Source organism: Clostridia bacterium (genome assembly GCA_014360065.1).
Lineage (GTDB): Bacteria > Bacillota > DSM-521 > Neomoorellales > JACIYF01 > JACIYF01.
On record JACIYF010000032.1, the window covers coordinates 1 to 26367 of the forward strand.

Below are 26367 nucleotides of genomic sequence, written 5' to 3' on the forward strand. Positions count from 1 at the left end.
ATCCCGGCGCTTTCCTGGCCGCGATGTTGGAGGGCATAGAGACCATAATAGGTGATGTGGGCTACATCTTCGCCTGGAGCATAGATCCCGAATACGCCGCACTCCTCCCGAGGCTTATCCAGGTCCCAAGCCCCCCCGCTTGCTGCTAGTACTAGTCCGGTTTGGCTAACGCTCGGCCCAATTTGGCTCTCCCTCTCCGGGCACCCCTTTGGGCAAAAGCTCAGCTCATGGCCCACGCTATCGCCTCCCGCCAAGCTCGCTCCATTATTTCCAAGGGTAGGTCAACAACTAGCTTTGCCAAGCCCACATCATGCGGCGTCGCACCGGCGGCCCCGCCAGTGGCCTCGCCGGCGGCCACGGCGGCTCCGCTCTCCTCTGGCAAGTCCTTAACTGCAATCTGCAATCGCTTTCCCTTTACCCTACCTAAGACCTGCAGGGGCACTCCCAGCTCCTCAGCTAGCCTCTGCAACTCCTCCAGGTTCCGCTCTGGCAAAGAAACCAGGATGCGGGACTGGGTCTCGGCAAATAGAGCCGCCGCCAGGCTGAGGGGGCTACCGCCAGCTTGCCCAAGGGTTATCTCGGCCTCGGCTCCCCAGCCGCCTAAGAGGCAGCTTTCCGCCAGCGCCACCGTTAGCCCGCCCTCGGAACAGTCGTGGGCCGAATGCAAAAGGCCCTTGCGGATGGCCTGCCGGCATAGCTCCTGCACCGCCCGCTCCCGGCTAAGGTCTAGCTCCGGGGGTGAGCCAGCCACCATGCCACAAACCACCTTCAGGTATTCCGACCCGCCTAGCTCCTCCTTGGTCTGGCCTAAGAGCACCACCAAATCTCCCGGCTCTTTAAAACCTGCCCCCACCGTCTGGTCTAGATCGGGAATCAGCCCTACCATGCCTACCACCGGGGTGGGGTAAACCGCCTGGCCATTGGTTTCATTATAGAAGCTGACGTTGCCGCTCACCACCGGTACTTCTAGAGCCCGGCAGGCTTCGGCCATCCCTTCTACCGCTCGGCGGAACTGATAGAATACCCCTGGCTTTTCTGGGTTGCCGAAGTTGAGGCAGTCGGTCAGGCCGATGGGCTCAGCCCCCACGCAGGCTAGGTTTCGGGCCGCCTCGGCCACAGTTATGGCCCCGCCCCCGAAGGGATCGAGGTAGGTATAGCGGCCATTGCCATCGGTGGCAATGGCAATGCCCTTCTTAGTACCCTTCACCCGTAGGACCGCCGCATCGCCCTTCCCCGGCTCCAGCACGGTATTGATGCGCACCATATAGTCGTACTGGCGGTAGATCCACTCCTTGCTGGCAATGGTGGGGGAAGAAAGCAAACCTAAAAGCATCTTTGACCAAACTGAAGCCCCGGCTATTTCTGCCCCCAAAGCTTGGACCTGAGGGGGGAGCTTTTCTGCCCACTCCGGCCCTGGTTCTGAAAGCAAGCTTAGGTCCAGCTTCCTCACCTGGGCCAGATACTCGGGCTCCTCGGCCCGGGGATGGTAGACCGGGCAAAGATCGGTAAGGGCCTTGACCGGTACTTCCGCTACCACCTGCCCCTTTTCCCGCACCCGGAACAGGCCATCATCGGTAATCCGGCCCACAATCACCGCCTCCAGGCCCCAGCGGCGAAAGACCTCGATCACCTTCTCCTCAAAACCAGGCTTAGGGGCAATGGCCATCCGTTCCTGGGACTCGGAGAGCATGATTTCATAGGCAGTCATGCCCTCCTCCCGGCGAGGAACCAGGTCCAGGTCGATGTCGAGGCCGCTGTTGCCCCGGCTGGCCATTTCCGCCAGGCTGGAGGTAATGCCTGCCGCCCCCATATCCTGCATGCCCAGGATGTATCCCCGGCGGGTGACCTCCAGGCAGGCTTCAATTAAGAGCTTCTCCATGAAAGGATCCCCCACCTGCACCGAGGGCCGGCGGGATTCGGATTCCTCGCTCAATTCTTCCGAGGCGAAGGTGGCTCCGTGGATGCCGTCCCGGCCGGTGCGCGAACCCACGATCATGATGGCATTGCCGGCCCCGGCCGCCACCCCGCGGGCCAGATCCTTCTGATCGATGATGCCTAGGCACATGACGTTGACGATGGGGTTGCCCTCGTAACTATCCTCGAAGTAGACATCCCCGCCCACGGTGGGAATGCCCAGGCAATTGCCGTAGGAGCCGATGCCCGAGACTACGCCCCCAAAAAGATAGCGCACCCGGGGATTATCTAAAGACCCAAACCGTAGTGGATCGAGCACGGCAATGGGCCGCGCCCCCATGGCAAAGATATCGCGAACGATGCCGCCCACACCGGTGGCCGCCCCCTGGAAGGGCTCAATGGCCGATGGGTGGTTATGGCTTTCCATTTTGAATACCACCGCCTGGCCGTCACCAATATCCACCACCCCGGCATTTTCTCCCGGGCCCTGGATCACCCGGGGGCCCTGGGTGGGAAAGAGCTTGAGCACCGGGCGCGAGTTCTTGTAGCCGCAGTGTTCGGACCACATTACCGCAAACATGCCCGTCTCCACGTAATTGGGTTCCCGTCCGAGAATCTCAACTATCTGCTGGTACTCAGCATCGGTTAGCCCCATCTCCCGCCAGGGTGCCTGCTTGGACCTAGCGCTGTTGCCAGTCGTGGTACCATTGCGTTCAACCCCGTCCGTCATTATCCTCGCCTCCCCGCCCACCAATTGACAATCGAGGAAAACAAAAGCGCCCCGTCGGTACCGCCCAGGACCCGTTCCGAGCGCCTCTCCGGGTGTGGCATCAGGCCGAGGACGTTGCCCTCCCGGTTAACGATGCCGGCAATGTCGTTTAGAGAGCCGTTGGGGTTGGCCTCTGGCCGACGCTGACCGTCCGGGCCGCAGTAGCGGAACACCACTTGGCGGTGGCTCTCCAGCTCCGCCAAAGTAGCCGCATCGGCAAAATAGCTCCCTTGCCAGTGAGCAATGGGCATGGATATTACCTGGCCGGGCTGGAAATCACAGCTGAAAGGGGTAGCCGAGTTTTCTACCAAGAGGTAGGTAGGCTGGCAGCGAAATTGCAGGCAGTCGTTTACCTGCATGGCCCCAGGCAAAAGCCCGGCCTCCAACAGGATCTGGAAGCCGTTGCAGATGCCAAGCACTAAGCCGCCGCGCTGGGCAAACGCCTCCACCGCCGCCATCACCGGAGAAAACCGGGCAATGGCCCCGGTACGCAAGTAGTCACCGTAGGAAAAACCGCCCGGTAAAACGATGCAGTCAAAGCCATCCACCGAGGTTTCCTGGTGCCAAATATACTCCACCGGCTGCTGGATAACTTCCTTGACCACATGGTAGACATCTTCATCGCAATTGGATCCCGGAAAGATTACTACTCCAAACTTCACGGCGCCGGCACCACCTCGACCCGGTAGTTTTCCAACACCGGGTTAGCCAAGAGTCGCTGGGCCATTTCCCTCACCTGGGCCTGGGCCAGCTCCTGGCTTTCCGCCTCCAGGGTAACCTCAATGTATTTTCCTATCCGCACCTCGCCTACCTGGGCATAACCCAGGTTTCTCAGAGCTCCGCCCACCGCTTTACCCTGAGGATCCAGTACTCCCGGCTTCAGGGTCACGTGTACCTTGGCTAAAAACCGCATGGCAAGACTCCTTCCCGGCCTAGCTTAATCCAGCCCGCTTGAAAATATAGTCCACCTGCTTTAGGTGGTAGTTATAGTCAAAGAGTCCATCCAAGGTTTTGGCGTCCAGATGGGCGCCGATATCAGCATCAGCCTTGACCAGGTCCCGGAAGGAAACCCCCTCCTCCCAAGCCCGAAGCGCGTTGCGCTGCACCCACTGATAAGCAGTTTCCCGCAAGATACCGCTCTCCACCAAAGCTAAAAGCACCCGCTGGGAAAAAATCAACCCCTGGGTCCGCTCCAAATTCTCCCGCATCCGCTGGGGGTGAACCACCAGCCCCTCCATGATACCGGTGAACTTGGCCAGCATATAGTCCAAGAGGATGGTGCTGTCGGGGATGATCACCCGCTCCACCGAAGAGTGGGTCAGGTCGCGCTCATGCCACAAGGCCACATCCTCCAAGGCCGCCATGGCATTGGCCCGTACCACCCGGGCTAGGCCCGCCACCCGCTCGGCGGTAATGGGGTTCTTTTTGTGGGGCATAGCCGATGATCCCTTTTGTCCCTTACCAAACGGCTCCTCTACCTCTAGGATCTCGGTGCGCTGCAGGTTGCGGATTTCGGTGGCAAACTTCTCCAGGGACGAAGCAACGACCGCCAGGGTAGTTAAGAAGAAAGCGTGGCGGTCACGTTGGATGATCTGGGTAGAGACCGGGTCTGGAGTTAACCCTAGCTTCCTCAAGACGTACTCCTCCACCCGGGGATCGATGTTGGCAAAGGTGCCTACGGCGCCGGAGATTTTGCCCACCGCTATTTGCCGCTTGGCCTCTTCCAAGCGCTTTTGGTCACGATCCAGTTCCATAGCCCAGAGGGCCATCTTCAGCCCAAAGGTAGTGGGCTCAGCATGCACCCCGTGGGTACGCCCGATCATTAAGGTATATTTGTGCTTTAAGGCTAGTTGGGCGGTTATCTGCCGAAGCTTTTCGATTTTCTCCAGCAGGATATCGGCAGCATCGCGCATTTGCAGCGCCAGCCCGGTATCGAGAATATCCGAAGAGGTCATGCCGAGGTGGATATATTTGGACTCCTCGCCCACCCGCTCGGCCACGGCGGTAAGAAAAGCAATTACATCGTGGTTGGTGGTGGCTTCAATCTCTTGAACCCGCTCCACCGTGAAGCCGGCCCGTTGGCGGATGGCCTCCACCGCCTCCGGTGGGATAAGCCCCAGCTCGGCTTGAGCCTCGCAGGCCAAGAGCTCAATCTCCAGCCATTTTTGCATCCGGTAATGATCTGACCAAATCCGCCCCATCTCGGGCAGAGTATAACGGGAAATCAACTCAGTTCCCCCTTTTTTAGCTTGTTCCTAGCTGGCCTTGGGCCGGCCGTTCTCATCGCAGGTACTGCTCCAGGTAGGATTCTACTCCCAGCTGCCTGAGGCGCTCGTTTTTGGCATCCACTTCCTCTGCCTGGCGCTGGCGATAAGCCTTAAGCTTCTCCCGCAGTTCGGGGTACTTGACCGCCAGGATAGCTGCCGCTAGTAAGGCCGCATTCTTGCCGTTGTTGATGCCAGTGCAGGCCACCGGCACTCCTCCCGGCATCTGGGCGATGGAAAGCAGGGCATCCATGCCCCCTAGGATGGAGCCGCCCGCCGGTACCCCAATGACCGGGAGCACCGTCCCCGCCGCTAAGACCCCGGGCAGGTGAGCAGCTCCTCCGGCCACAGCTATGATGACTTCCAGGCCCCGCTCCTCGGCGGTAGCTGCATACTGGGCCACCCGAGCGGGAGTGCGGTGAGCGGAGGCAATTACCAGCTCATAGGCCAGGCCCAGCTCCTCCAATACCGCCACCGCTGGTCGGATAATAGGGAGATCGGAGTCGCTCCCCAGCACTATCCCCACCTGGGGAGCTGCTTGCGGTCGAGTAGCATCTGCCATATCATCGTCTCCTCTAAAAAACATGGATGCTTCCGAAACATTTCCCATGCCGGGGCGCTGGCGCCGGCGAAAGACTGGCCTCGCCAGCGATCCGTATGGCTCCCCCCTCACCCTTCGGCGGGGTTCCCGGCCAATTCGACCTCCTGTCTCAAGAGGCCGGCCTCGGGCCTCCATGCCCTCGGCCCCGCCTCCGGGCTCGGTCTCGCCAACGGCTCGCAGGGCTCGCCCAAAGTCGCCTTTCGCCAGCATCCCCGGCCATTTCCATACTTCTTTCGGATGAACCAAACATGTATTTCTATGCCCCGCCCCGCACTTAACCATCGGCTCACTACCACTTGGCAAGGCCCCACCCATTTCATTCCCAACCGATGCTAGTGCACCAGGCGCTTGGCCTGTCTCGCCACCAAAATATAATAACCCAGGGAAGTAGGCTCGCGCCAGCCGAAACCTACCCGCCTGGGTTTTTCTCCCTCCGGTGTAGCAAGCCCTGTCGCCGCGCTGGACTTGCCTGTACCACTTGGACCAGCCACCCACGATCTAGCCAGCCAATCTACTGTGCGCCCCAGCGGCTGCCTTGTCATCAGCCGCCTTGCCTTGACTAGTTAGCTATGGCTCTAGCCGCTTAAAATCTTCTCGCTTTCCCCAAGGTGCAACTTCGCCGACAAGCCGCGCTTAGCTAAGCCAGATGGGCCTGGAACCCTAGGTACACTTTCGCCTGTAGCCAGGGTAATTTACGGTTACCCGGTAGAGACCTGTGAGCCATATCCCCACAGTTATACAGACCCTTATTTTTGTCCCCATCATATCAAACCCCATGGGACAAGTCAACGCAACCTGCAGCGCAGCGACCGGCCGTCTGGTATAGTACCAAACTGTCGACGATTTGATTAGCTCTAGCGCAAAACCTGGCCTGCGCCGGCATCTAGCTTTGCAAGGCCTGCAGATCGGCCACAAACGGCAAGCAGCGCACATCTACAAACCGATTTCGCCTTTTTAGTCTAAGGTCAAAGGTGCAATAATAATACGGGTCAACGCCGAGAGGGAATTCCCGGCCTTCGACCTACGTAGTAAGAGAAAAACTAAACTGGACCGAGAAGTCTATAAAGTAGTTTATGAAGCTGGAGATTAGGTGAGGAGTTGAGCAGTGGTGTCATCGTCAGAGGGTAAGCTGGAACTACGCCGGGATGTAACGGTATGGGGGTCGTTCATGTGGGGATACGCGGATGTGGGCGCTGATATTTACGCTGCCCTAGGCCTAGTAATGGCCGCCGCCCACGGCGGTACCAGCTTGGCCTTTGCGCTGGCAGGTATCGTTTACATACTGATCGGCTTGGCCTACACTGAACTGGCTTCTGCCTACCCTGTAGCCGGCGGAGGGCAATACTTCACCCTCCGGGGCTTGGGAGACTTCTGGGGCTTCGTAGCCGGATCGGCTTTATTGCTTGATTACACCATCGATATCGCCTTGTTTGCCACCGCCTCTGCTGGCTATTTCAATTTTTTCCTCCCCTACTTTGGCATCAATCCCGCCCAGCTCACTATCAGCCTAGGACCCTTCCACCATATCAATATTTTTTGGATGGCTGAGGCTCTAGCCCTAACCGCCTTCCTTATTTGGCTCAATATTAAGGGGATGCGAGAATCCTCGCTACTCAACGAGGTTCTGGGCGCCATCGATATCATCACTGAGTCCAGCATCATTATCTTCGGTTTCCTATTTGCCTGGAGACCGGAACTGTTGGCGTTGCAGTGGAAAACCCAGTTCCCTTCCCTGCACGACTTCATGTACGGGTCGTCCTTGGCGATTATCTCCTTCGTAGGCCTAGAGTCCATCTCCCAGGCAGCTCAGGAAACCAAGCGGCCAGCAACTATTGTTCCTCGAACTTCTATTACCCTAATCTTTACTGTCTTTATTTTTGCCACCGCTTTTTCCACCATGAGCCTAGGAGTGCTTCCCTGGCAGACCATTGCCCGCAGCGTAGGTGACCCAGTAGCTACCCTGGCTCATGCTATTCCTTACATTGGTATCATCGCTGGACCTTTTGCAGCTCTCTTGGGCGCCACTATCCTGCTAATCTCAGCTAACTCGGGGGTAATGAGCGCATCGAGACTGACCTACGCCATGAGCCAATTTCATTTCATCAGCGACTGGTTTAATGCCGTGCATCCCAAACACCGTACCCCATACCGCACCATTGTTGTCTTTTCCATGATCGGCGTAGTTCAGATTATCCTCTCCTTCCTGACACCTAACGCTATGGACACATTAGGCAACATGTATGCTTTCGGTGCTACCACGGGCTACATTCTAGTCCTCATCTCCCTCATTCGCCTCCGGTTTATTGATCCCTATACGCCCCGCCCCTACCGGGTCCCATTGAATCTGCCGCTCCGGTACCGCGGGCAGACCATATCCTTTCCAATCTTGGGCGTGCTCGGCATTCTTGGAGTTAGTTCCATTCTTTTCGAAGTAATCCTTACCCACCCTATCGGGCGCGTAGCCGGGCCGCTGTGGGTGGTTGGTTGTTTTTTCTATTACTACTGGTACCGAAAAAGCCATGGGCTACCAGTCTTCCGTAGCATCAACCACGACTGGGAACGCCAACAGCAAGAGGTGTTGGAGGCAGCTGAGGAGTATGAGCTGCTGGAACGTTATCGCCTGGCCCTAGCTCAACGAGACAGGCAGGGAGAGGTCCAAGCATGAAGAAGCGTGAACCGGGACATTCCTTGGGTTGGCGCGACTATTATCAGATTGCGGTCTCCGTGGCCATGGTACCGCTGGGCGGGGTAGTCGTCTGGCGTTCCCAGCTGCAGGTACCTTTGGCGGTAGCAGTAGGGATAGGCTTTTTGGCCATGGGCCTGTATCGGCTCACCTTGGTCTGGCGTTACCTTAGTGATAGGGGAGGGAAACCATGAGTCCAAATATCACACCGCTGGGTGCCTTTCTGGCTTTGCTGTTCACCGTGGCCATGGGCAGCCTAATCTGGTGGATGTTGCACGCGCCACCGCCGGTTCCGCTTGAAGTCGCCAGGGCCACGCTAGGAGTGGAATCGTTGCGGCGGATTCTGGTGCCTACCATAGATACGGATTATTCCCGGCGAGCCGTGGAATTGGCTAGCCGCTTAGGTCAGGAACAGAAAGCGGAAATTATCTTAGTTTATGTGCTCGAGGTGCCTATGACTCTGCCTCTAGGTGCTCATATGCCCGAACAGGAGGCCAAAGCTACGGAGGTACTCAAGCGAGCTCAAGCCATCGCCCATCACCACGGGTTACCCTCCAAGGTAAGGCTGGTGCGGTCCCGTCATGCTGGCAGCGGCATCCTGCAAGCAGTCCAGGACGAGAGAGCTGACATTGTCGTCATCGGCATGAGACCAGTGCTTGTAGGCAGCGACTCGCTGGGGCGGACCTCAGAGTGGCTCATAAAGAAATGTTCTTGCGAACTAGTTATTGATAAACTGCCAGGATAGGGGTTGGTATTGGGTGAAGACCATTATCGTGGGCGCTGGTCGGTTGGCGCGAAGTTTGGCCCGGCGGTTGGCGGAAGCAGGCCACCAAGTAACCATCATCGTTTCCGCTCCGCCAGCTCAAAAGCTCCCGGGTCAGGTTATCCAGGGAGTAGGATTCGATCTCGAGACTTTGGAACAGGCCGGAGTTCGGGAAGCGCAGTTGTTAATTGCAGTGGCTGACAGCGAAAACACCAATCTGGTTTCGGCTCAAGTGGCCAAGCTGCATTTCCAGGTGCCACGAGTTGTAGCCCGAGTCGAGGATCCGAAAAAAGCCGACTTCTATCGCCAGCAGGGTTTCGAAGTCTTTTGCCCCATTCGCTTGGGTCTAGCTCGGGTAGAAGAGCTATTAGCTAATGGCATGGACAGGGAGGAAAAGTGAATGTTCGTAATCGTTGTGGGCGGAGGAAAGATCGGCTATTATCTGGCCCAAACTCTTTTAGGCAACGGCCATGAAGTATTATTGATTGAGAAAAACCAAGAGCGCTCGCGGCGCCTAGAAGCGATCCTGGGTGAAGATGTAGTACTAACCGGAGACGGCTCTGAACCGGCGGTCCTCGAGGAAGCAGGCATAGCGCGAGCTGATGCCGTAGCCGCTGTAACCGGGCTGGATGAGGATAACATCGTAATCTACCAGCTGGCTGAGAGGGTGTTTCATTGCCCGCGGGTGATCGGCAGGGTAAATAACCCTCGCAACGAAGAGGTTTTTAAGCTGCTGGGTTGCCCCCATGTGGTCAACAGCACCAAGCTGGTATACCGAATGGTTCAAGAGGAAGTAGACATTAGAAACATCAAACCACTTCTTGCCCTGAAGGGTGGGCAGGTAGAATTTGTTGAACTCATGATTGATTCCCATTCTCCCGCCCTAGGTAAGCCCCTAGTCGATTTGAACTTGCCGCAAAATTGCCAGCTACTAGTTGTAATCCGCGACAATGAGCTGATATTCGTTCGCGGCCAGACCAAGCTCCAGGAAGGGGATCGGGTCATTGCCCTAGTGGCCACGGAAGATTTATCTCAATTGCAGGCTGTCCTTCAGGGCCCTGAGTAACCAATACTAACCTAGCAGTCTGTCCCCGCCTGGCCCTTCGGCCCTTGCCCATCTTGGTTCAGCCCTCATCTTGATTGCGCCCTGGGCGGGCAACGGGAAAACTGGCTGGAGCTCTGCGCTTCCAGCTAGGTTACCTTTCTGCGGCCCGCCCCTAGAGGCAGGAGCCTAGATTTCCATGGCCTCCGGCCACCGCCGAGGCAATGATCTTTATCCCTCCCCGGGGCTTTTGGGTGACTGTCACTTTGCACCAGTGCGGCCGGCAGGCAGAATAGACGTCGTTGGCAATCCGGCTGGCCAGGGCTTCGCAAAAGACTCCTTCCTGGCGAAAGCTCCACAGGTAAAGCTTGAGGCTCTTGCTCTCAATGCAATGCTCGTTAGGCGCATATTCAATGGTAACCGTCTCCCAATCCGGCTGGCCGGTAACCGGGCAGAGGCTAGTAACCTCATCGCTTTCCATGACCACTTTTTCTACCCCCGGCGGCTTGGGAAAGACCTCCAGCTGCCGGCGGGGCTCCCTAACTACTTTGCCCAAGGCCTCAAATTCCACAGCCTAAACCCCCAGTCCAAACGGGTTGTATTTCACTCCATAATCGTAAGTATCTAGACCCTCCTTGCGCTTGACCCAACCCACCACCATATAGGTTAGAGGGGTAGCCGAGGCTTCGTAGGCTACCTTCCAAATATATTGAGCCAAAACCATCTGCCCTAGCACCCCCCAGGGCACCGTCCCGGAAAAAGCTATACTGATAAACAGCAGGGTATCGATCCCCTGGCCGACCACGGTGGAGCCCACGGTGCGCACCCACAGCCATTTTCCGCCAGTAGCTACTTTCAGCCAGGATAGCACCATCGAATTGGCGAACTCCCCCGCCAGGTAGCCCAAAAGTGAGGCCAGGACTATCCGGGGAGTGGTGCCGAGGACTGACTGGTAGGCTGGTTGCCCATCCCAGAAAGATGGGTAGGGAAGGGCTAAAACCGCAATGAACACTAAAGCCATGAAAAGATTGGCGGCAAAGCCCATCCAAATGATTAGCCGTGACCCCTTAAAACCGTAAACCTCGGTTAATACATCGCCAAAAATATAGGTCACCGGAAAAAGGATAACTGCCGCTGGAAGTACCAGACCGAAAACGAAAATCAGCTTTCCGGCGATGAGGTTGGAGATTAGAAGACAGGTAACAAAGAGAATTGCTAGCCCCATATAAAGAGGGGAAACCACCAAACCGGCATGCTCACGGTGGGCCATTTTTTGATTTCACCTTCCTTGTTTTGATAGGCGGGTGGCTGCGACCGCCGAGGAGACGCCGCCAATGTCACCGATGCCATCAGCAAGCCCCTCTCCTCAACTTTATTATAAACCCGGCTTGGCCAAACCGCAAACCTGAGAGTATATAGCTTTCGAGGCCCGGCCTCAGCCTACCTCAAGGGCTGGCTTACCAAGGTCACTTGTAGCGGCCGAAGGGAACGTTGTACTGGCCCTTACGGTTGACCCGCCAGAGGCCGTTGTAGGCGGTCCGTCGGGAAAAAGCGGCAAGAGCTTTGGGATGAGCTGCCCTTTGCCGCCCGCCCACTTCACCGGGGGCCGGGGGCGAGCACCTTCCGGTAGCGCCATTTTCCTCACCTATTTGCCTTACCTATTTGCCTTGGTGTCTTAGCCAATCAACTTCGCCCCCCCCCGGCCGCTGATTCCTCCCTAGCAGAGGCACCAATCCTGCCGCCGAACAAGGAAGCTAAACGGATCCCAGGCCAGCAGTTCCTGTCTAGCCGGGGAGTTAAGGGCGGTCACTCCACCCTCGATTATCTCACCAGCATATATGCTCCAAAAATACCGACCAGGATAAAAAAGAAGGGACCATAAAACTTCTCCAATGTGTCGGTGTTAACGCGATTAAGGAGTAACGGTCCCAGAAAGGCTCCAGTGACCGTCCCCAGCCCTAAGGCAAGAACAATTTTCCAGTCAACGGATCCCAAGGCTGAGTGGGCAATTACCCCAGTGATGCCGATGGCCAACAAGATCATCAGCGAGGTGCCTACTACTTCTTTAGCTTCTAATCCCAGGGCATAAAGCCCGGCAACGATCGGCGGCGTGCCACTGATACCCACCATACCGGACATAAGCCCGCCAAACAGGCCATAAAACACTGCCAGGGCCTGGTGAAAAAAGTCAGGCACGGCGGAGGGAACATTAGCATCGCCACGGGCAGTAACCGATTTCTCCTCAGTCCTGTTGGCGTGCGCCTTTGTTGCTACGGTCCCGTGCGTCCGGCGCTTACGCCTAGCCATAGGGACTAGCATCCCCAGCAAGATGAGACCTAAAACCTTCTTCTGGTATATTACCGGGATCCACGCAGTTAAATAGGAGCCAGCCAAAGCCCCCGCCACGGCTCCCAGGATTACCCACCAAGCTACCTCCAACCTGATATTGCCCTGCCGATAATGGCTGGAAAAGGCCGCCAAAGTAGTCGGAATGATGGTAGCCAAGGAGCTGGAAGCAGCAATGGGCACCGGCAGGTGAAAAAGCCCGGTCAGAATAATAATATAGAAAATTCCCCCTCCACCTCCCATGATGGAGATAAGAACGCCGATGGCCATCCCAGCTGCAGGCAAAAGATAGAACATAGATAGCCTTTCTCCTTTCCCAGCGCACTGCTATTGACACGTAAAACAGCATACTCTGCTACAAAAGCTGGTGTCAAGCGGGCGCCAAGGGCCATTGCTTTCCAGGCCAAGCACCCCTTGAGGGCCCGGCTTGAGAATGCTAAACTGGAGCAAAGGTTCTACAAATGGGCAAATGGGGTGAGCTGGTGGGGATCTGGCAGACTGACCTCTGGACCTGGATAACCGGCTGGGGATGGCAGGTTCTCTTAATTGGCGCGGCCACCATCCTGGCCATCGCTATCAGTTTCCACCTCCTTACCTGCCTGTCCCGCTACCTGGCCAGCCTAGCACCGGAGGCTAGAATCAACCAGACCTTGTGGCTGTGGCTGCGGATCATGGTTTCGACCTTGCTAGGCGCTACCGGCGCTATCTTTATCCTGCGCTTGTTTGGCCTAGACGCCACCCGCTTTTTGGCTCCCGTCTGGAAGTGGCTGGGGGGTCCGGGGCTAAGGATATTGGCCGCCGGGCTTGGGGCTTGGCTCTCCTTGAAGTTACTCCACGGCGTAATCGACCACGCGGACCGGCTGTTCCTGGGCAAAGAAATTCCCGCCGATGACCCGGAGCGCACCCGGCGCCTTAATACTCTCAGGGGAATTGCCAAAAACGTTACCACCGTAATCGTAATGGCCATTGCCGCTACCATGATCCTAAAGGAGCTAGGCTTCGATATCACCGCTTTGCTCACCGCGGTGGGCGTGGGGGGGCTGGCGGTAGGCCTCGCCGCCCAGAACCTCATTCGCGATTACTTAACGGGATTTTTGCTTTTGGCTGAAGACCAGCTCCGGGTAGGGGACGTAGTAGAGATTAACGGCAAAGGCGGGGTGGTGGAGCAGATCACCTTGCGCACGGTCTGGCTGCGAGCTTTAGACGGAACCTTACATATCGTCCCCAACAGCCAGATCACTACCGTTTCCAATATGACCAAATCTTTCTCCCGCTACGTCATCGACGTGGAGGTAGCCTACAAAGAAAACCTCGACTGGGTAATGGATGTACTCAAGCAGGTAGGCCAGGAAATCGCCACCGATGACTATTATGGGCAACTCATTACCGAGCCAGTAGAGGTGCTGGGAGTGGACCGCTTTGAACCCTCTGGAGTAGTCCTTAAGCTGATGGTAACCACCCTGCCCCTCAAGCAATGGGAAGTAGGGCGGGAGCTCCGGCGGCGGATTAAGAATCGTTTTGATGAGCTCGGCATCGAAATACCTTTCCCGCACGTATCCGTTTATTGGAGGTCGGCCAGCGAGCCCATAAGGGTTATTGTAGATGGAGAGCCTAAGGAGCGTAAGCCCTCGGGCCAAGCCGGCGAATAACCTTGACCGGGCAGAGCCGGGCAACCCCACCCGTGCCCGGGCGGTAGCCCCTAGGCTAAAGCCCGTAAGCTCATAAGACCCCCATCCTTCTCAAGGCCAAGCATAAGCGCCATAGCCTCTTGGTTCTTGGATCGGCCATGTCCAGGAGAGCCTTGGCTAAGGGCTCAAGCCCCTGTTTCCTCACCTTGGGGTCGGAGAGGTAGAGGGCCAACAGCCCCTGAGCCACTGTTAAATGAAACTGGGAATCCTCGCCCGCCCGGGATAGCCCCCGGGCCTTGTCCATAGCTATCCTAACTAATGCCTTCAACCGGGTCTCCCGAACCTGATCCCCTGGATAACAAGCCACGAAATTGAAGTCGCCTTCCTCCCGATCTTCCTCTAAATCGATGAGGTAATCCAGGAGAATATGCAGGCTGCAGATCCAGGGGAAATAAGCCTCCAAAATCGCACTGGCCTGCTGCCTATCCAGGCCAGGGCGACTTGAAGCCGCCATCAAGGCGAATAAGCCCAAGGTGGACCCGGTAGCCGCCGCCCATTCCCACCAGGCCAGATCCGGATACCGGTTGGCTTGAGCTTCCGCCCAAGCCCGCAGGCGTTGGCCACGGAGGTTGGGGTCTAGATGCTTCAAAGACTGCAACTCGCTGTAGAGCTTAGCTAAATCCAAGGCTTGGGCTTGGACTATGGAGTAGCTGGGCAGGGTTGCCAGCGCCTGCCGGCAGGTAGCTACCAACGCTTGTAGGTAGCCGCCATCAGCTTGCCAAGGATAAAGGGAATAATAGGACGGATGCTTGGGAGCTAGCCAGCCATTGGCATAGTTTTCGGGCACCCCTCCCGGCGTATCCAGCCTAAGGGCATCGGTCATGGCCAGGTGGAGCTGGCGAAAAGCTTGCTCGTCCAGTACCCCAGCCCGGTCGCAGAGGTTATCCAGATAATCGCTGATAGTCTGGAGGGATACGATGGCCTTGACTAAGGCCGGACGGTGCCTGGACGAAACTGTAGCGTACACGCTGCCGCCTTGACAATGAAAGCGCTTACCGGCAATGCTGGCCAAAGCTTGGGCTGAAAGCTCTGGGCTGGGCATGGCCTGAGCTTTGAGCCTCCATCCCTCCAATTCCCGTTGTACCTGAGGGTTAACCAGGAACAACAAGCGCCCTACCGTTTTCCAGGCCCTTACGGTCACGATTCCACCGCCTAACTCCACTGGTGAACTCTAGTATACCCCATGACCACACTGCCATTAAGCCAATCAAAATTAAAGAGGCGAGCCCGGGCCATACTGCGCCCGCAACTCGCCTTATCCCCTCCTACATTCTAGCGCCCCCAGCACTCAAACCGCAAGAACCCTAAAGCCCCGTAAGTAGCTTACTGCCCGCGCAGGGTGGACTCCACGCTTGGGTCCGTGAGTTGAGCGCCGGGTCCGTCCCGCTTAAGGATGCATAAGGACCTTCAAGGCGTTGGAGGTAGCCGCCGAAAGCCCCAGGTTGAACGCCTGCTGCGCTTCCTCCAGGGGCAGGCGGCTAGTAATGATCTTGCCCAACTCCGGGTACTGGTACACCATCCGGGCGGCCGTCCGGAAGTCAAAATCAGTGTAGACCCGGGTACCAATTATGGCGAGCTCATTGAAATTAACCGTCCGCAAGTCTACTGGCGCCGGCTGCTTGAAGACCCCGACTATTACCACTGTCCCGGTGATCTTTACCGCCTGAATCATGTCAGCTGCAGTAGGAGCAGCACCCACAACTTCAAAAACTACATCGGCACCATTACCACCGGTAAGATCCTGGATTTGTTTCACCGCATCCTGCCTAGCATCAATAGGGGTGAAGCCAAAGTCCTTGGCCACTCCCAAGCGAAAATCGCTAACATCGGTAATCAATACCTGGCTCGCTCCCGCCAGCCGCGCACAAAAAGCTACCAGAAGGCCGATGGGCCCGGCTCCCAGAACCGCCACTGCATCCCCGAGCTGCATCTTGGAGCGACGAATGGCGTGGACCGCCACCGCCACCGGCTCAGTCAGGGCAGCCCGATCCATGGGAATTTCCGGATTGAGCTTAACTAGCTGATGAACTGGAACTTTTACGTATTCGGCAAAACCGCCATCAGCATCAATGCCGGTAAGGCCCAAGGTTTTGCAGACATGCCAGTTGCCGGTGCGGCAGGGTTGGCAATGGCCGCAAAAAAGAAGGGGGTTTACTGCCACTAGGTCTCCTACCTGGCATTCGTTATAGCCCTCGGCGTTGATCTCGGCCAAGGTGCCAGCAATCTCGTGGCCTACCACCAGTGGCGGCTTGACCCGAGGGTGGATGCCTTTATAAATAGGAAGGTCGCTGCCACAAAGGCCAGTGTAAGCCACCTTAACCAGGGCCTCCCCCGGGCCAAGGCTGGGAACAGGTATATCCTCTACTTTGATGGTTTCCGGAGCTACATAGCGTACTGCTCGCAAGTTAAATTGCCTCCTTACTCAAAGCCTTTATCGCTGCAATTCACAGCAGGAACCGGTTGCTCTTTTTCCTTTGTGCAGTTTTTATAGTCAGGATCGGCTCGGACCATAGGGCGTTACGTTTAGAGTGCCAGCGATAGATAACCGCCATCCACAGCCAAGGTGGCTCCGGTGACAAAGTCGGACGCAGGTGAGGCTAAGAATACCACCGCCCCCACCAGGTCTTCTGCCTTACCGTAACGCCGAAGCGGGGTGTCGCCGCAAATCTTGGCCTGGACTTCCGGCTGCCCTAGGAAATGCTGGTTGAGCTGGGTCTTAAACCAGCCTGGGGCAATGGCGTTAACATTGACCCCGTAGGGCCCCCACTCCCCAGCCAGCACCTTGGTGAGCTGAACTACTCCGCCCTTGCTGGCACAGTAGGCCGAGGAACGGGTAATGCCCAGGAAAGACCCCATGGAAGCAAAGTTAATGATCTTGCCTGCCTTCTGCTCCACCATGATTTTGCCTACCACCTGACAGACGATAAACATACCCTTGAGATTGGTATCCATTACCCGGTCCCAATCTTCCTCGGTGTACTCCAGGAAAGGCTTCTTGGCTAGGGCTCCAGCCGCATTGACCAGGATATCGATGTGGCCAAACTTTTCCATGATCTGCGCTACCGCCTGTTCTACTTGCTGGCGGTCGAGGATATCCACGGAAAGGCCCAAAGACCGGCGCCCTAGAGCTTCAATCTGCTCCGCCAGCCGCTGGTTGTTCTCCAAGTTGCGGCTCATGGGGATGACGTCCGCCCCTGCCCGAGCCAGGCCAAGAGAAACCTCGGTCCCCAATCCGCCGCTACCACCTACGGTAATGGCTACCTTTCCCGTGAGATCAAACATTGCTAAACCTTGGTTCATAATTTAAACCTCCTTTTACCGATTCGATGCTGCTGAAACATTTCCCATGCCGGGGCGCTGGCGCCAGTTCCAGATGAACTCCACTCCGACGCCGCCCTTGGTCGCGCGATAACCGGGCCGTATCCGGGTTAGCCAGGATGCTTGCCGTTCCCGGCTAGGAGCCCTGCCCTTCCTGCTCCTCCTAAATCACAGAACCGAGGAACTTCCATGCTGTTGCATATTACACAACTCCGTCTTGATGTATGAAGTTATTCGCCATCGAAAGAGACGTTCCTTCCTTTAGGAGGGGTAAAGGTGAGATTCGCGTGACCAATTCCCTCTATCCAGGCACCTGGGAATATGCTAGAATGATCCCTTGATAATGCTAAACTTTTCAAATCAAAAGCACCGGCTTGCTGGAGGTTAAAACGGCAATTATGGCTACCAGTTTAGAAAAGGCCCTGAAGGTCTTAGAAGCCCTCTGGAAAGCACCCAACGGTAAAGGCATCTCCATTCGCGACTTGGCCTATCAAACCGGGCTTCCCCCCAGCACCGTTCACCGCTTTCTGCAGGGGTTTAAGCGCTACGACTTGGTGGAGCAGGATGAAGCTTCCCGCGACTACCGCCTGGGATACAAGATACTCCTAATGGGCCTCAAGGTTCGCTCCGGCTTAGACCTGACCCGCGCCGCCCAGCCTATTCTGGAACAGCTTAGTGCCACCACCGGAGAAGATGCCTACTTGGTCATACCCCGTGGAGACGTGGGCATCTTTCTGCAAGGGGTAGAGGGCCGCCAACCCATCCGGGTGGTGGAAACCTATGGTACCGAAATCCCCCTCCACTGCGGTGCTTCCCGCAAGGCTATCTTGGCCTTTAAGGACGATGAATGGATCGAGGGCTACATCCGCCGGGGTCTAACCAGCCTGACCGAAAAGAGCATCACTGACCCCGAGAAGCTTTGGGAAGAAATAAGACAGATCCGAAAGCAGGGCTATGCCACTTCCAGCGGCGAGTATACCCAGTATGCCTTTGGAGTAGCAGCTCCGGTGCGCAACTTTAACAACCAGGTGGTAGCCTCCATTGGCATCATTGGCCTGCAGATGCGCTACACCGAGGAGAACCTGCCCCTGTTCATTAACGAAGTCAAGCGAGCCGGCCGGGCCGTCTCCCAACGGCTAGGCTGGGATGGGGACGAATCCTAGGGCCCGCGAGGCTTCCTCGGCTGCCTCCTTAACCATGGCGATCATTTCCGGAAGTCGCTTCTTGCTAATCCGGACCGTAGGCGCCGAAAGGCTAATGGCCGCGATTACCGCGCCGCCAGCATCACAAACCGGAGCCGCCACACAGCAAACCCCCCGCTCGTGCTCCTCATCATCAATGGCGTACCCCCGGACGCGGACCTGCTCCAGGCACTGGAACAGCTCGGCCTCATCGGTGATGGTATTCTCAGTGAAGGCGGGCAACCCTACCCGCTGGATAATCTCCCTTACCCGGCCCGGATCCATATAGGCCAGCAAGACTTTGCCCAGAGCCGTGCAGTGGGCATATACGGAACGGCCAATGTAGGAGGTCAAGGTTAACCCGTGCGGCCCCTCTACCTTATCGATATAGACCGCCTTGCCCCCATCGAGAATGCCCAGGTGCACAACTTCCCCCGACCGCTCCATCAGCTTCTCCAGGAACGGGCGAACCATGCTGCGTACGTCCCGGCGGCTAAACCGGGCCGCGCTGAGTTCTGAGATCCGGTAACCCAAATGAAAGCGGCCGGTTTCCCGGTCCTGCTCCACAAATCGGTAGGCTTCTAGGGTGGAAAGCAGCCGGGACACGGTGCTCTTGTGCACCCCCATTTCCCGGGCCAGCTCGGTGACGCTTAAATCCCGGCGAGCGGCGCCCAAGGCTTGAAGGATCTCCAAAGCTCTAGCTACTGACTGAATCTCGCCCTTGTGTTTGACCCTGCCGTTCACCTGTTTTTCCCCCTTCTGCCTTGCTGGTTTCTCTAACGTTCTCCATGCCGGGGTGCTGGCGCCGGTGCAAGATGCCCCGCCGCTAAAACAAGGGCGGAAAGAAGCGGTGGGTAACTACCTGGTCTAGGAGAACCAAAATTCCCACTGCCCAAACATAATAACTGAACGCTCGCATGTTGCCTCGAGTAAGGACCGCAAGCATCACTTTAATAGCCAAATAGCCAAACACAGCGGCTGCCGCCATGCCTGCCAGGACCTGAATCCAGGGCACGGCTGAAACCGCGCCCGCCAGAGGGCCAGAAGATGCATCTTTAAGCTCCACCAAAGCTGCCCCCAGGATAGCCGGGGCCGAGAGCAGGAAGGAATAACGGGCCGCCGTCTCCCGATCCAGGCCCCGAAGGAGAGCGCCGGCAATGGTAAGTCCGGAGCGGGAAAGGGCGGGAAGGATAGCCAAGCCCTGCGCTGTCCCTACTACTGCAGCATCAAGGTAGGACATACGCCTGAGGCTCTTTCGGCCCCGGGGCAGCCCTTCCGCCCACCACAAAATGATACCGGTGATCAAGAACTCAATGCCTAGCGTCTGCCCGCTGGCAAACAGCTTGGAGATGACGTCCTTAAAAGCCAACCCTAATATACCCGTAGGTATGAGTCCAGCGATTAATAGCCAGGTCAGCCGGGAAAGCGGCCGGCGGAGAATCGCCAACCAGTCCCGGCTGAAGACGATTAACACCGCCACTAGCGTCCCCACATGCAGCATAACATCAAAGAACAACACCGCTTCGTGGACCCCAAAAATCCTCTGGGCCAAAACCAAGTGCCCGGAACTGGAAATCGGCAGGAATTCCGTCAATCCCTGGATCATTCCTAGGACTATGGCTTCGAAAAGGCTCATGTTTTCACTCCCATTCGATGGTAGCCGGGGGCTTGGAAGTAATATCGTAGAGCACCCGGTTGACGTGTTTTACCTCATTGGTAATCCGGTTGGAAATGCGCTCCAGGACTTCGTAGGGCAACCGGGCCCAATCGGCGGTCATGGCATCCTCGCTGGTTACCGCCCTAACTACGATGGCATAGGTGTAGGTCCGCTCATCTCCCATCACGCCCACGCTGCGCATGTCAGGAAGGACGGCAAAGCTCTGCCAGAGCTCGCGATCTAGCCCCGCCTTGCGTAACTCCTCCTGGATGATGGCGTCGGCGGCCCGGACAATCTCCAGCTTCTCCTTAGTAATGGCGCCAGTGACCCGCACCGCCAGCCCCGGACCGGGGAAAGGCTGGCGCCAGACGATGTCCTCCGGCAGGCCTAGCTCCACTCCCAAGCTGCGCACCTCATCCTTAAAAAGCAAGCGCAGCGGTTCGATCAAGCAGAGGCGCATCTTCTCCGGCAAACCGCCCACATTGTGATGGCTCTTGATGGTAGCCGCGGTGTCAGTGCCGCTTTCAATCACATCGGGATACAAAGTACCCTGGACTAAAAAGTCCACTTGGCCAATCTTCTGGGCCTCTTCTTCGAAAACCCGGATGAATTCCTCGCCAATGATCTTGCGCTTAGCCTCGGGGTCGGCCACCCCTTCCAGGCGCTTAAGGAAGCGCTCCCGGGCATCGACGGCCCGCAAGGGAATGCGCAGGCGATCTCTAAAAGTGCGCACCACCTGCTCAGCCTCGCCCCGGCGCAAGAGCCCGTGGTCAACAAAGATGCAGGTCAAGCGATCGCCGATGGCGCGGTGCACCAGCACCGCCGCCACGCTGGAATCTACCCCGCCGCTCAAGGCACATAGGGCCCGGCCCGAGCCCACCTGGCTTTTGATGCGTTCGATCTCTTGGGCCACAAAGGAGCCCATGTTCCAGCCGCCTCGGCAACCGCAAACATCGTATAGGAAATGGCGCAGGATGTCGGAGCCGTGGGGAGTATGCTTGACCTCAGGGTGGAATTGGACCCCGTAGAGCTTCCTTTCCTCATCGGCCAGGGCCGCCACCGGGGTGCGGCTGGTCTGGGCCGTGACCTTGAACCCGGCGGGAGCCGCCACCACCCGGTCCCCGTGGCTCATCCACACCGGCATTTGCCGCGGCAAGCCTCGGAACAAGGCATCCTCCCGGATGACCTGGATAACTGCCCGGCCATACTCCCGCTCCGGTCCCGGCTCCACTTTTCCCCCCAAAAGGTAAGCCATCAGCTGCATGCCGTAGCAGATGCCCAGGATGGGAATGCCGGCGGAAAAGATGGCGGCATCCAACCGGGGAGCTCCTTTGCCGTAAACGCTGGCCGGACCGCCGGAAAAGATTATCCCCACCGGCTTGCGGGCTACGATCTCAGAAAGGGGTGTGCGGTAGGAAAGCATTTCGCAGTAAACCCCGTATTCCCGCACCCGCCTGGCAATCAGCTGGTTGTACTGGCCACCAAAATCAAGCACCAAGACTAACTCCACCTGTACCCATCCTTCCCCTCTTCGGACCCTTGTCCAGACACCCTCCTTAATTCCTGTAACCCGGCCAACCGTTACTAGGCCGCTTGTGGTTCGCCCGAAGCCCTACCTACCCTGGCTAAGTTATGGCCAGTTAGGGCTCCCTCGGGCTCCGCCAACCGACTTCGAACCGGAGAGCTACCAAGGCCGGGTAGCCCGCCCAGGCGCTGGCTAGCAGAGACCGTTTCCCTGGACCTCAGTCGGCTTTCGTGTCGCTTGGCGCTTACTTATATACCTCCGGTTTTAGTACCGCCAGAAAGGGCAGGTGGCGGTACTTCTCCGCATAGTCCAGGCCGTAGCCCACCACAAAGACATCGGGAATCTCAAAGCCGTTATAGTCGGGATGCATCTTTACCGTTCGCCGGCTAGGTTTATCCAAAAACGTACAGGTACGAATGCTGGCCGGGCGCCGGGCCTGCAAGGTGCGCACCAAATAGCGCAGGGTAAGGCCGGTGTCGACAATGTCCTCCACGATTAGAACGTGGCGACCCTCCACCGGAGTATCCAGGTCCTTTAAGATGCGCACCACCCCGGAGGAACTGGTGCTGGTGCCATAACTGGTGACGGCCACAAAGTCCAAAGTTAGGGGGATATTGATGTGCCGCACCAGATCCGACAGGAAAATTATGGCTCCCTTCAAGATCCCGACCACCAGAAGGTCCTTGCCCAAGTAGTCTTCGGTGATCTTCTGCCCCAATTCTGCTACTTTTTTTTGAATTTCTTCCGCTCCGATCAAGATGCGGTCGATGTCACGGCTATTGTCCATGCTCGGTCGGTCAAGCTCCCTCCATACCAGGCTTGGTCCCGGAAAACAACTTGTAGCTGGCTTTGCCCCTTTGGCTTTTTATGCAACATAGTACCTTTATCCGCAATCCAAAAAGAATATAAAACAAAAGCCGCCTTGGGGCTAGTGATAAATTTCCCAACGGCGCCCGTAATATAACCTTCCTACTAAGCCTATGTTCGCCAAGGAGGAGCTGATTCCTGCTTGCCCTAAGAGGATTGGGTAGGAGGCACAATCTTTATGGTCTTACCCTGGTCATAGAACTCGAAGGCCGCCTCAACTTTGAAGTCAGGATTATGAACGGTCACGGCGTGGATCTGCGCCCGGCGGATTCGCTTTGAACCGGGCTCAACCCAAACTCGGTAAGTGAAACCCTTAAACCACTTGGTCAGGTATTTGGATTCGATTATCTGGGGAGAACATTCCAAGACGTATAGCTTTTTGCCCTGCAAAGATTCTCGCCCCAGGTACTTGACGGTGGTTGGTACGGCAAAGCGAAGGTTTTCGGCGGGATTGACTTCCATCATGAACAGGTCATCGCTGAGGAGCCGCCTCCCCGGCAGGATAATCCACTTCTGGGTAATGGCATCCTTCAGGTAGGTAACCCCTTCAATTTCGTAAACGTCCACCGGCCCGCCCTGCATCTCCCCCCACAGGTGAAAATCGCCCCCTGCCTTTTCCCCATTGATGCGGCTCAAGTAGATAGGGCCGGCCGGCCGCACTTGGATCACTTCCACCCGGTAGCGATAGGTAGGTGTGTCTAGGGTGTTGGCTAGGGCCTGGGGCAGGAGCTCTTCTGGCACCACCCGGGAAACTAAGCCCACATAGGCTGCTCCCGCTGCCAGCAACAAAACTGCCACCGCCACCCAAAATAGCTTGCGATTGATCTTTACTACCAAGGTCAGCCTCTCCCTGCCATCCAGGAATGGTTCCGTGATATTCTACGGCTGGCCCTGGCCAAATATTACTAGTTGCCCCAACTACGTTACCATCATTGGCTGGTATTGGCATCAGAAGGCGCAATCCGGGCCATGATCTTTCCGCAGTCCCGGGTATCATACCCCCCTAGGCTCTCAACCTCCCGCCGGAAGCCCTCTCCTGAAGCTACTTCCAGCAACCGGGCTACTTTATCAAGCTTGAGGTTCTCCTCAGGGATGCAAAGGTCGTAGCGCTCTTCAGCGATGGGAATAAAGTCTAGCCCCAGGGTTTGGGCCGCAGCCAGGATGCCCATGGCGGCGTCGGCAGTTCCCCCGGCTACCGCCGCCGCCACCGCCAGGTGAGTATACTCCTCCCGCAGGTAGCCGTTGATGGCTTCCGGGCTGATCCGCTCTTTTTGGAGCAAAAAGTCCAAGAGCACCCGCGTGCCCGCTCCCCGCTGCCGGTTGACAAACACCACATCCTCCCGGGCCAAGTCAGCGATGCCTCTAATGCCCTTGGGATTGCCCTTGGCTACCATCAAGCCTTGCTGCCGGTAGACCAGGTTGACCAACACGCTAGGGCGATTCCCTAGGTAGCGGCGGACATAGCTGAGGTTGTATTCGCCGGTCTCCTCGTCCAAAAGGTGGGTGCCGGCCAGGTGGGCTTCACCCCGGCTCAGGGCCACCAGCCCGGCTAGGCTGCCCACATTGGCTGAAGAAAGGAAGTACTCCGGATAACGCTGGTGCAGGTGGCTACCCAAAACATCCATACAGAGATCATGGCTGCCAATGGCTACAATGGTGCCTTCCACCTCGGAAGCCGGCCGGACTAGCTCCACTTCTACTTGCTCCCCTGCCGCCAGGCCCTGGGATAGGCGCGGCACCCGCACTACCCCATCAGCCCGAACCAGGGAGGTCAACACCCCCGCCCCTCGAGCCAAGGGAGTAGCCACTAGCTTTTCCCCTACCCGCCCCAGCTTGACCCGGAGGAATTCCTCAGCGCCCACCGCCGATGCTACCTTTCTGGTCATGGTGGCTGTCACCAAAGGTCGGCCCGGAGGGTTTACCCCTAGCATCCGCGCTAACAGCGGGTGGACAAACAGCTCCGCCGCTAAGGCCGCCGAAACCGAGTAGCCAGGAATGCCTATCGCCGGAGTCTCCTGAATCCTCCCCAGGATTACCGGCTTGCCCGGCCGGGTAGCTACCCCATGGACATAAACCTCACCCCACCGGGCCATGATGGCAGCAGTAAAATCCTCCCGCCCGGCCGAGGATCCTGCGTTGATCAATACCAGGGCGCTCCTTTTGGCGGCACTAAGGATTTGCCTCTCTAGTTCTCGGTAGTCATCGGCTACCGGGGCGCACCGCTGGGGGCGTCCGCCCCATTCCTCAACCAGGGCCGCCAGCATGGCGCCATTGGATTCTAAGATCTGCCCCGGCTCCGGTCCCTCAGCCGGTTCCTCGCCCGCTACCACCAGCTCGGTGCCGGTAGGAATGATGGTCACCAACGGGCGGGAATGGACCGCCACCTGGGTTACCCCGCCGGCCAGCAACGCCCCCAGATCGTAGGGCCGCAAGCGCCAGTTGGCAGGAAGAAGCATCTCCCCAGCCACTATATCTTCGCCAATGGAGCGGACATGCTGCCAGGGAGCAGCTGGCTTTCTGATTTCCACATATACCGGCTCCGGCCCGGACTCGCCACTTCCAGGAGATAGGATGGGATTGCCGTCGGCGTCTAGGTACTGAAGGTCCTCGGCCATGATGACGGCGTCGCAACCAAGCGGCACCGGGTCGCCGGTATCCACCTCCATGGCTTCATCGCCCAAGCGCAGCCTGACCGGGGCAGTTTCCCTAGCCCCAAAGGTCAGCCGGGACGGCACCGCTACCCCATCCATGGCGCAGGCGGGATAATGGGGGCTGGAATAGCGCGCATAAACCGGCTGGGCGGTCACCCGGCCGCAAGCCTTTTCTACGGCTATAACTTCCGGCGGACCTGGATTTACAAGCCCTAAAGCCTGCAATGCCGAGAGATAGCGATCCAGAGCTTCCTCCCAAGGAAGGCTGGTGAGATAGACCTTTCGCGATCCCAGTGCTTTGACCATCAGTCGTCCGCCTTTCTTCCAGAGCTATTTATCTTTAGCCTGGGGCGCTGGCCCTCTGCTCCGTAATCCTGCGCCAGCCACCGCTCAATCTAGGTCCCAAAGCCTTACTGCTACCATTTCTCCAGCTGCCAATCCTTCCGCCGCCGCCGGTATCCTTATCAGCCCATCAGCTTCCACCATGGTGGAGATCAGCCCTGATTTTCCCCATACCGGTCGAGCCCAGCACTCCCCCATCTGGGGAGAACCGGCTCCCGCCGCCAGCTTCACCCCTACGTAGTCCTCTCGGCCAGCCACCGAGGGAACGCTTTCCACTAGGCGAGCCCTTACCTCCCGCTTTTGGGCCGCTAGCTCGGCGCGCTGGTAATCGCCGTAAAGCAAAAGGGGGGCTAAAAGCAGCTTAAATACTACCATGGCCGAGACCGGGTGCCCGGGAAGGCCAATCAGCAGGCCGGCCTGACCAGGAGCTTGCTTCCGGGGAGCAGCAGCAATGGTGGGCTTGCCCGGGTGAATGGCTAAGCCTTCAAACAGGATGCCTCCGCCGGTAAGCTCGTCTAAAACCTGATAAGTCCAGTCCCTGGTGCCCACCGAGCTGCCCCCAGACAGCAGGACCAGATGGTTTTCCAAGCTAGCCTGGCCTACAGCTTGGGCCAGGGCTTCCCGGCTATCGCCGACGATGCCGTAAAACTTAGGGATCCCGCCCCCGGCCTGAACCAAGCCGGCCAGCACATAGGAATTGAGCTCCCGCACCTGGCCGGGGCCAGGAGCCCGATCCGGGGTCACCAGCTCATCACC

Annotated in this window: 27 protein-coding genes and 1 riboswitch; of the genes, 7 read left to right on the forward strand and 20 right to left on the reverse strand. The window is 57.6% G+C overall.

The annotated features are described in order from the left end of the window. The 6 genes from H5U02_06635 to purE form a co-directional block, all read right to left on the reverse strand. On the reverse strand, positions 1–236 hold a 236-nt coding region (locus H5U02_06635; GenBank protein ID MBC7342110.1), incomplete at its 3' end, for a hypothetical protein. Then, positions 221–2644, reverse strand: a complete 2424-nt coding sequence (gene purL / locus H5U02_06640) for a phosphoribosylformylglycinamidine synthase subunit PurL (protein MBC7342111.1) — start codon at positions 2642–2644, stop codon at positions 221–223. The genes H5U02_06635 and purL, both read right to left, overlap by 16 nt. Next, positions 2644–3345 (reverse strand): phosphoribosylformylglycinamidine synthase subunit PurQ, encoded by a 702-nt coding sequence (gene purQ, locus H5U02_06645; GenBank protein ID MBC7342112.1) that lies wholly within the window; start codon positions 3343–3345, stop codon positions 2644–2646. Before purQ ends, purL begins: the two co-directional genes overlap by 1 nt. Beyond that, on the reverse strand, positions 3342–3596 hold the full coding sequence (purS, locus tag H5U02_06650) for a phosphoribosylformylglycinamidine synthase subunit PurS (protein ID MBC7342113.1): 255 nt from the start codon (positions 3594–3596) through the stop codon (positions 3342–3344). The genes purQ and purS overlap by 4 nt, the downstream gene beginning before the upstream one ends. A gap of 19 nt (positions 3597–3615) precedes the next feature. After that, a complete protein-coding gene (locus tag H5U02_06655) occupies positions 3616–4911 on the reverse strand; it encodes an adenylosuccinate lyase (protein MBC7342114.1) in 1296 nt (431 codons plus the stop codon). A gap of 52 nt (positions 4912–4963) precedes the next feature. Further along, positions 4964–5509, reverse strand: a complete 546-nt coding sequence (purE, locus tag H5U02_06660; GenBank protein ID MBC7342115.1) for a 5-(carboxyamino)imidazole ribonucleotide mutase — start codon at positions 5507–5509, stop codon at positions 4964–4966. 698 nt (positions 5510–6207) lie between these two features. Further along, a riboswitch (purine riboswitch) is annotated at positions 6208–6310 on the reverse strand. A gap of 346 nt (positions 6311–6656) precedes the next feature. Between purE and H5U02_06665 the strand changes: the two genes are divergently transcribed. From H5U02_06665 to H5U02_06685, 5 genes are read left to right on the forward strand one after another with little or no spacing between them, the layout of a single operon-like run. Next, on the forward strand, positions 6657–8213 hold the full coding sequence (locus H5U02_06665) for an amino acid permease (protein MBC7342116.1): 1557 nt from the start codon (positions 6657–6659) through the stop codon (positions 8211–8213). Next, positions 8210–8425 (forward strand): hypothetical protein, encoded by a 216-nt coding sequence (locus H5U02_06670; protein ID MBC7342117.1) that lies wholly within the window; start codon positions 8210–8212, stop codon positions 8423–8425. The genes H5U02_06665 and H5U02_06670 overlap by 4 nt, the downstream gene beginning before the upstream one ends. Further along, the gene (locus tag H5U02_06675; protein MBC7342118.1) at positions 8422–8976 is read left to right on the forward strand and encodes a universal stress protein; all 555 of its coding nucleotides are present in this window, start codon (positions 8422–8424) and stop codon (positions 8974–8976) included. Before H5U02_06670 ends, H5U02_06675 begins: the two co-directional genes overlap by 4 nt. Positions 8977–8989: 13 nt before the next feature. Next, the gene (locus H5U02_06680; protein ID MBC7342119.1) at positions 8990–9394 is read left to right on the forward strand and encodes a TrkA family potassium uptake protein; all 405 of its coding nucleotides are present in this window, start codon (positions 8990–8992) and stop codon (positions 9392–9394) included. Further along, a complete protein-coding gene (locus H5U02_06685) occupies positions 9395–10060 on the forward strand; it encodes a TrkA family potassium uptake protein (protein ID MBC7342120.1) in 666 nt (221 codons plus the stop codon). 151 nt (positions 10061–10211) lie between these two features. On the opposite strand, the gene queF is transcribed toward H5U02_06685, so the two are convergent. The 4 genes from queF to H5U02_06705 form a co-directional block, all read right to left on the reverse strand. Continuing rightward, on the reverse strand, positions 10212–10607 hold the full coding sequence (queF, locus tag H5U02_06690; protein MBC7342121.1) for an NADPH-dependent 7-cyano-7-deazaguanine reductase QueF: 396 nt from the start codon (positions 10605–10607) through the stop codon (positions 10212–10214). A 3-nt stretch (positions 10608–10610) separates the two neighbouring features. Further along, positions 10611–11306, reverse strand: coding sequence for a queuosine precursor transporter (locus tag H5U02_06695; GenBank protein ID MBC7342122.1), 696 nt, complete (start codon positions 11304–11306; stop codon positions 10611–10613). 196 nt (positions 11307–11502) lie between these two features. Then, complete coding sequence (locus tag H5U02_06700) at positions 11503–11685, reverse strand: DNA adenine methylase (protein MBC7342123.1); 183 nt, start codon at positions 11683–11685, stop codon at positions 11503–11505. A gap of 172 nt (positions 11686–11857) precedes the next feature. Further along, on the reverse strand, positions 11858–12679 hold the full coding sequence (locus H5U02_06705) for a sulfite exporter TauE/SafE family protein (GenBank protein ID MBC7342124.1): 822 nt from the start codon (positions 12677–12679) through the stop codon (positions 11858–11860). A gap of 164 nt (positions 12680–12843) precedes the next feature. Between H5U02_06705 and H5U02_06710 the strand changes: the two genes are divergently transcribed. Next, positions 12844–14031 (forward strand): mechanosensitive ion channel family protein, encoded by a 1188-nt coding sequence (locus tag H5U02_06710; GenBank protein MBC7342125.1) that lies wholly within the window; start codon positions 12844–12846, stop codon positions 14029–14031. Between the two features lie 70 nt (positions 14032–14101). On the opposite strand, the gene H5U02_06715 is transcribed toward H5U02_06710, so the two are convergent. The 3 genes from H5U02_06715 to H5U02_06725 all read right to left on the reverse strand — a co-directional run bounded on the left by H5U02_06715 (position 14102) and on the right by H5U02_06725 (position 17370). Further along, on the reverse strand, positions 14102–15214 hold the full coding sequence (locus H5U02_06715) for a tetraprenyl-beta-curcumene synthase family protein (protein MBC7342126.1): 1113 nt from the start codon (positions 15212–15214) through the stop codon (positions 14102–14104). Between the two features lie 243 nt (positions 15215–15457). Then, positions 15458–16474, reverse strand: a complete 1017-nt coding sequence (locus tag H5U02_06720) for an alcohol dehydrogenase catalytic domain-containing protein (GenBank protein MBC7342127.1) — start codon at positions 16472–16474, stop codon at positions 15458–15460. 119 nt (positions 16475–16593) lie between these two features. Then, the gene (locus H5U02_06725) at positions 16594–17370 is read right to left on the reverse strand and encodes a glucose 1-dehydrogenase (protein MBC7342128.1); all 777 of its coding nucleotides are present in this window, start codon (positions 17368–17370) and stop codon (positions 16594–16596) included. Positions 17371–17786: 416 nt separating this feature from the next. Here H5U02_06725 and H5U02_06730 point away from each other — a divergent pair, with 416 nt between their 5' ends. After that, positions 17787–18551, forward strand: coding sequence for an IclR family transcriptional regulator (locus H5U02_06730; protein MBC7342129.1), 765 nt, complete (start codon positions 17787–17789; stop codon positions 18549–18551). Here the strand turns inward: H5U02_06730 and H5U02_06735 are convergent. The 7 genes from H5U02_06735 to H5U02_06765 form a co-directional block, all read right to left on the reverse strand. Further along, a complete protein-coding gene (locus H5U02_06735) occupies positions 18525–19313 on the reverse strand; it encodes an IclR family transcriptional regulator (protein ID MBC7342130.1) in 789 nt (262 codons plus the stop codon). The genes H5U02_06730 and H5U02_06735 overlap by 27 nt on opposite strands. Before the next feature lie 82 nt (positions 19314–19395). Next, entirely contained in the window at positions 19396–20205 is an 810-nt protein-coding gene (locus tag H5U02_06740; protein ID MBC7342131.1) for an undecaprenyl-diphosphate phosphatase, read from the reverse strand. 4 nt (positions 20206–20209) lie between these two features. Next, the gene (gene guaA / locus H5U02_06745; GenBank protein ID MBC7342132.1) at positions 20210–21787 is read right to left on the reverse strand and encodes a glutamine-hydrolyzing GMP synthase; all 1578 of its coding nucleotides are present in this window, start codon (positions 21785–21787) and stop codon (positions 20210–20212) included. Between the two features lie 208 nt (positions 21788–21995). After that, positions 21996–22538, reverse strand: a complete 543-nt coding sequence (hpt, locus tag H5U02_06750; GenBank protein ID MBC7342133.1) for a hypoxanthine phosphoribosyltransferase — start codon at positions 22536–22538, stop codon at positions 21996–21998. A gap of 227 nt (positions 22539–22765) precedes the next feature. After that, positions 22766–23455 carry a hypothetical protein gene (locus tag H5U02_06755; GenBank protein MBC7342134.1) on the reverse strand — a complete coding sequence of 230 codons (690 nt, stop codon included), beginning with the start codon at positions 23453–23455 and terminating at the stop codon, positions 22766–22768. Between the two features lie 92 nt (positions 23456–23547). Next, positions 23548–25575: a molybdopterin biosynthesis protein gene (locus H5U02_06760; GenBank protein MBC7342135.1), complete on the reverse strand. Its 2028-nt coding sequence runs from the start codon at positions 25573–25575 to the stop codon at positions 23548–23550. 84 nt (positions 25576–25659) lie between these two features. Beyond that, positions 25660–26367 (reverse strand): molybdopterin molybdenumtransferase MoeA (locus tag H5U02_06765; GenBank protein MBC7342136.1); only part of this gene is annotated, 708 nt, incomplete at its 5' end.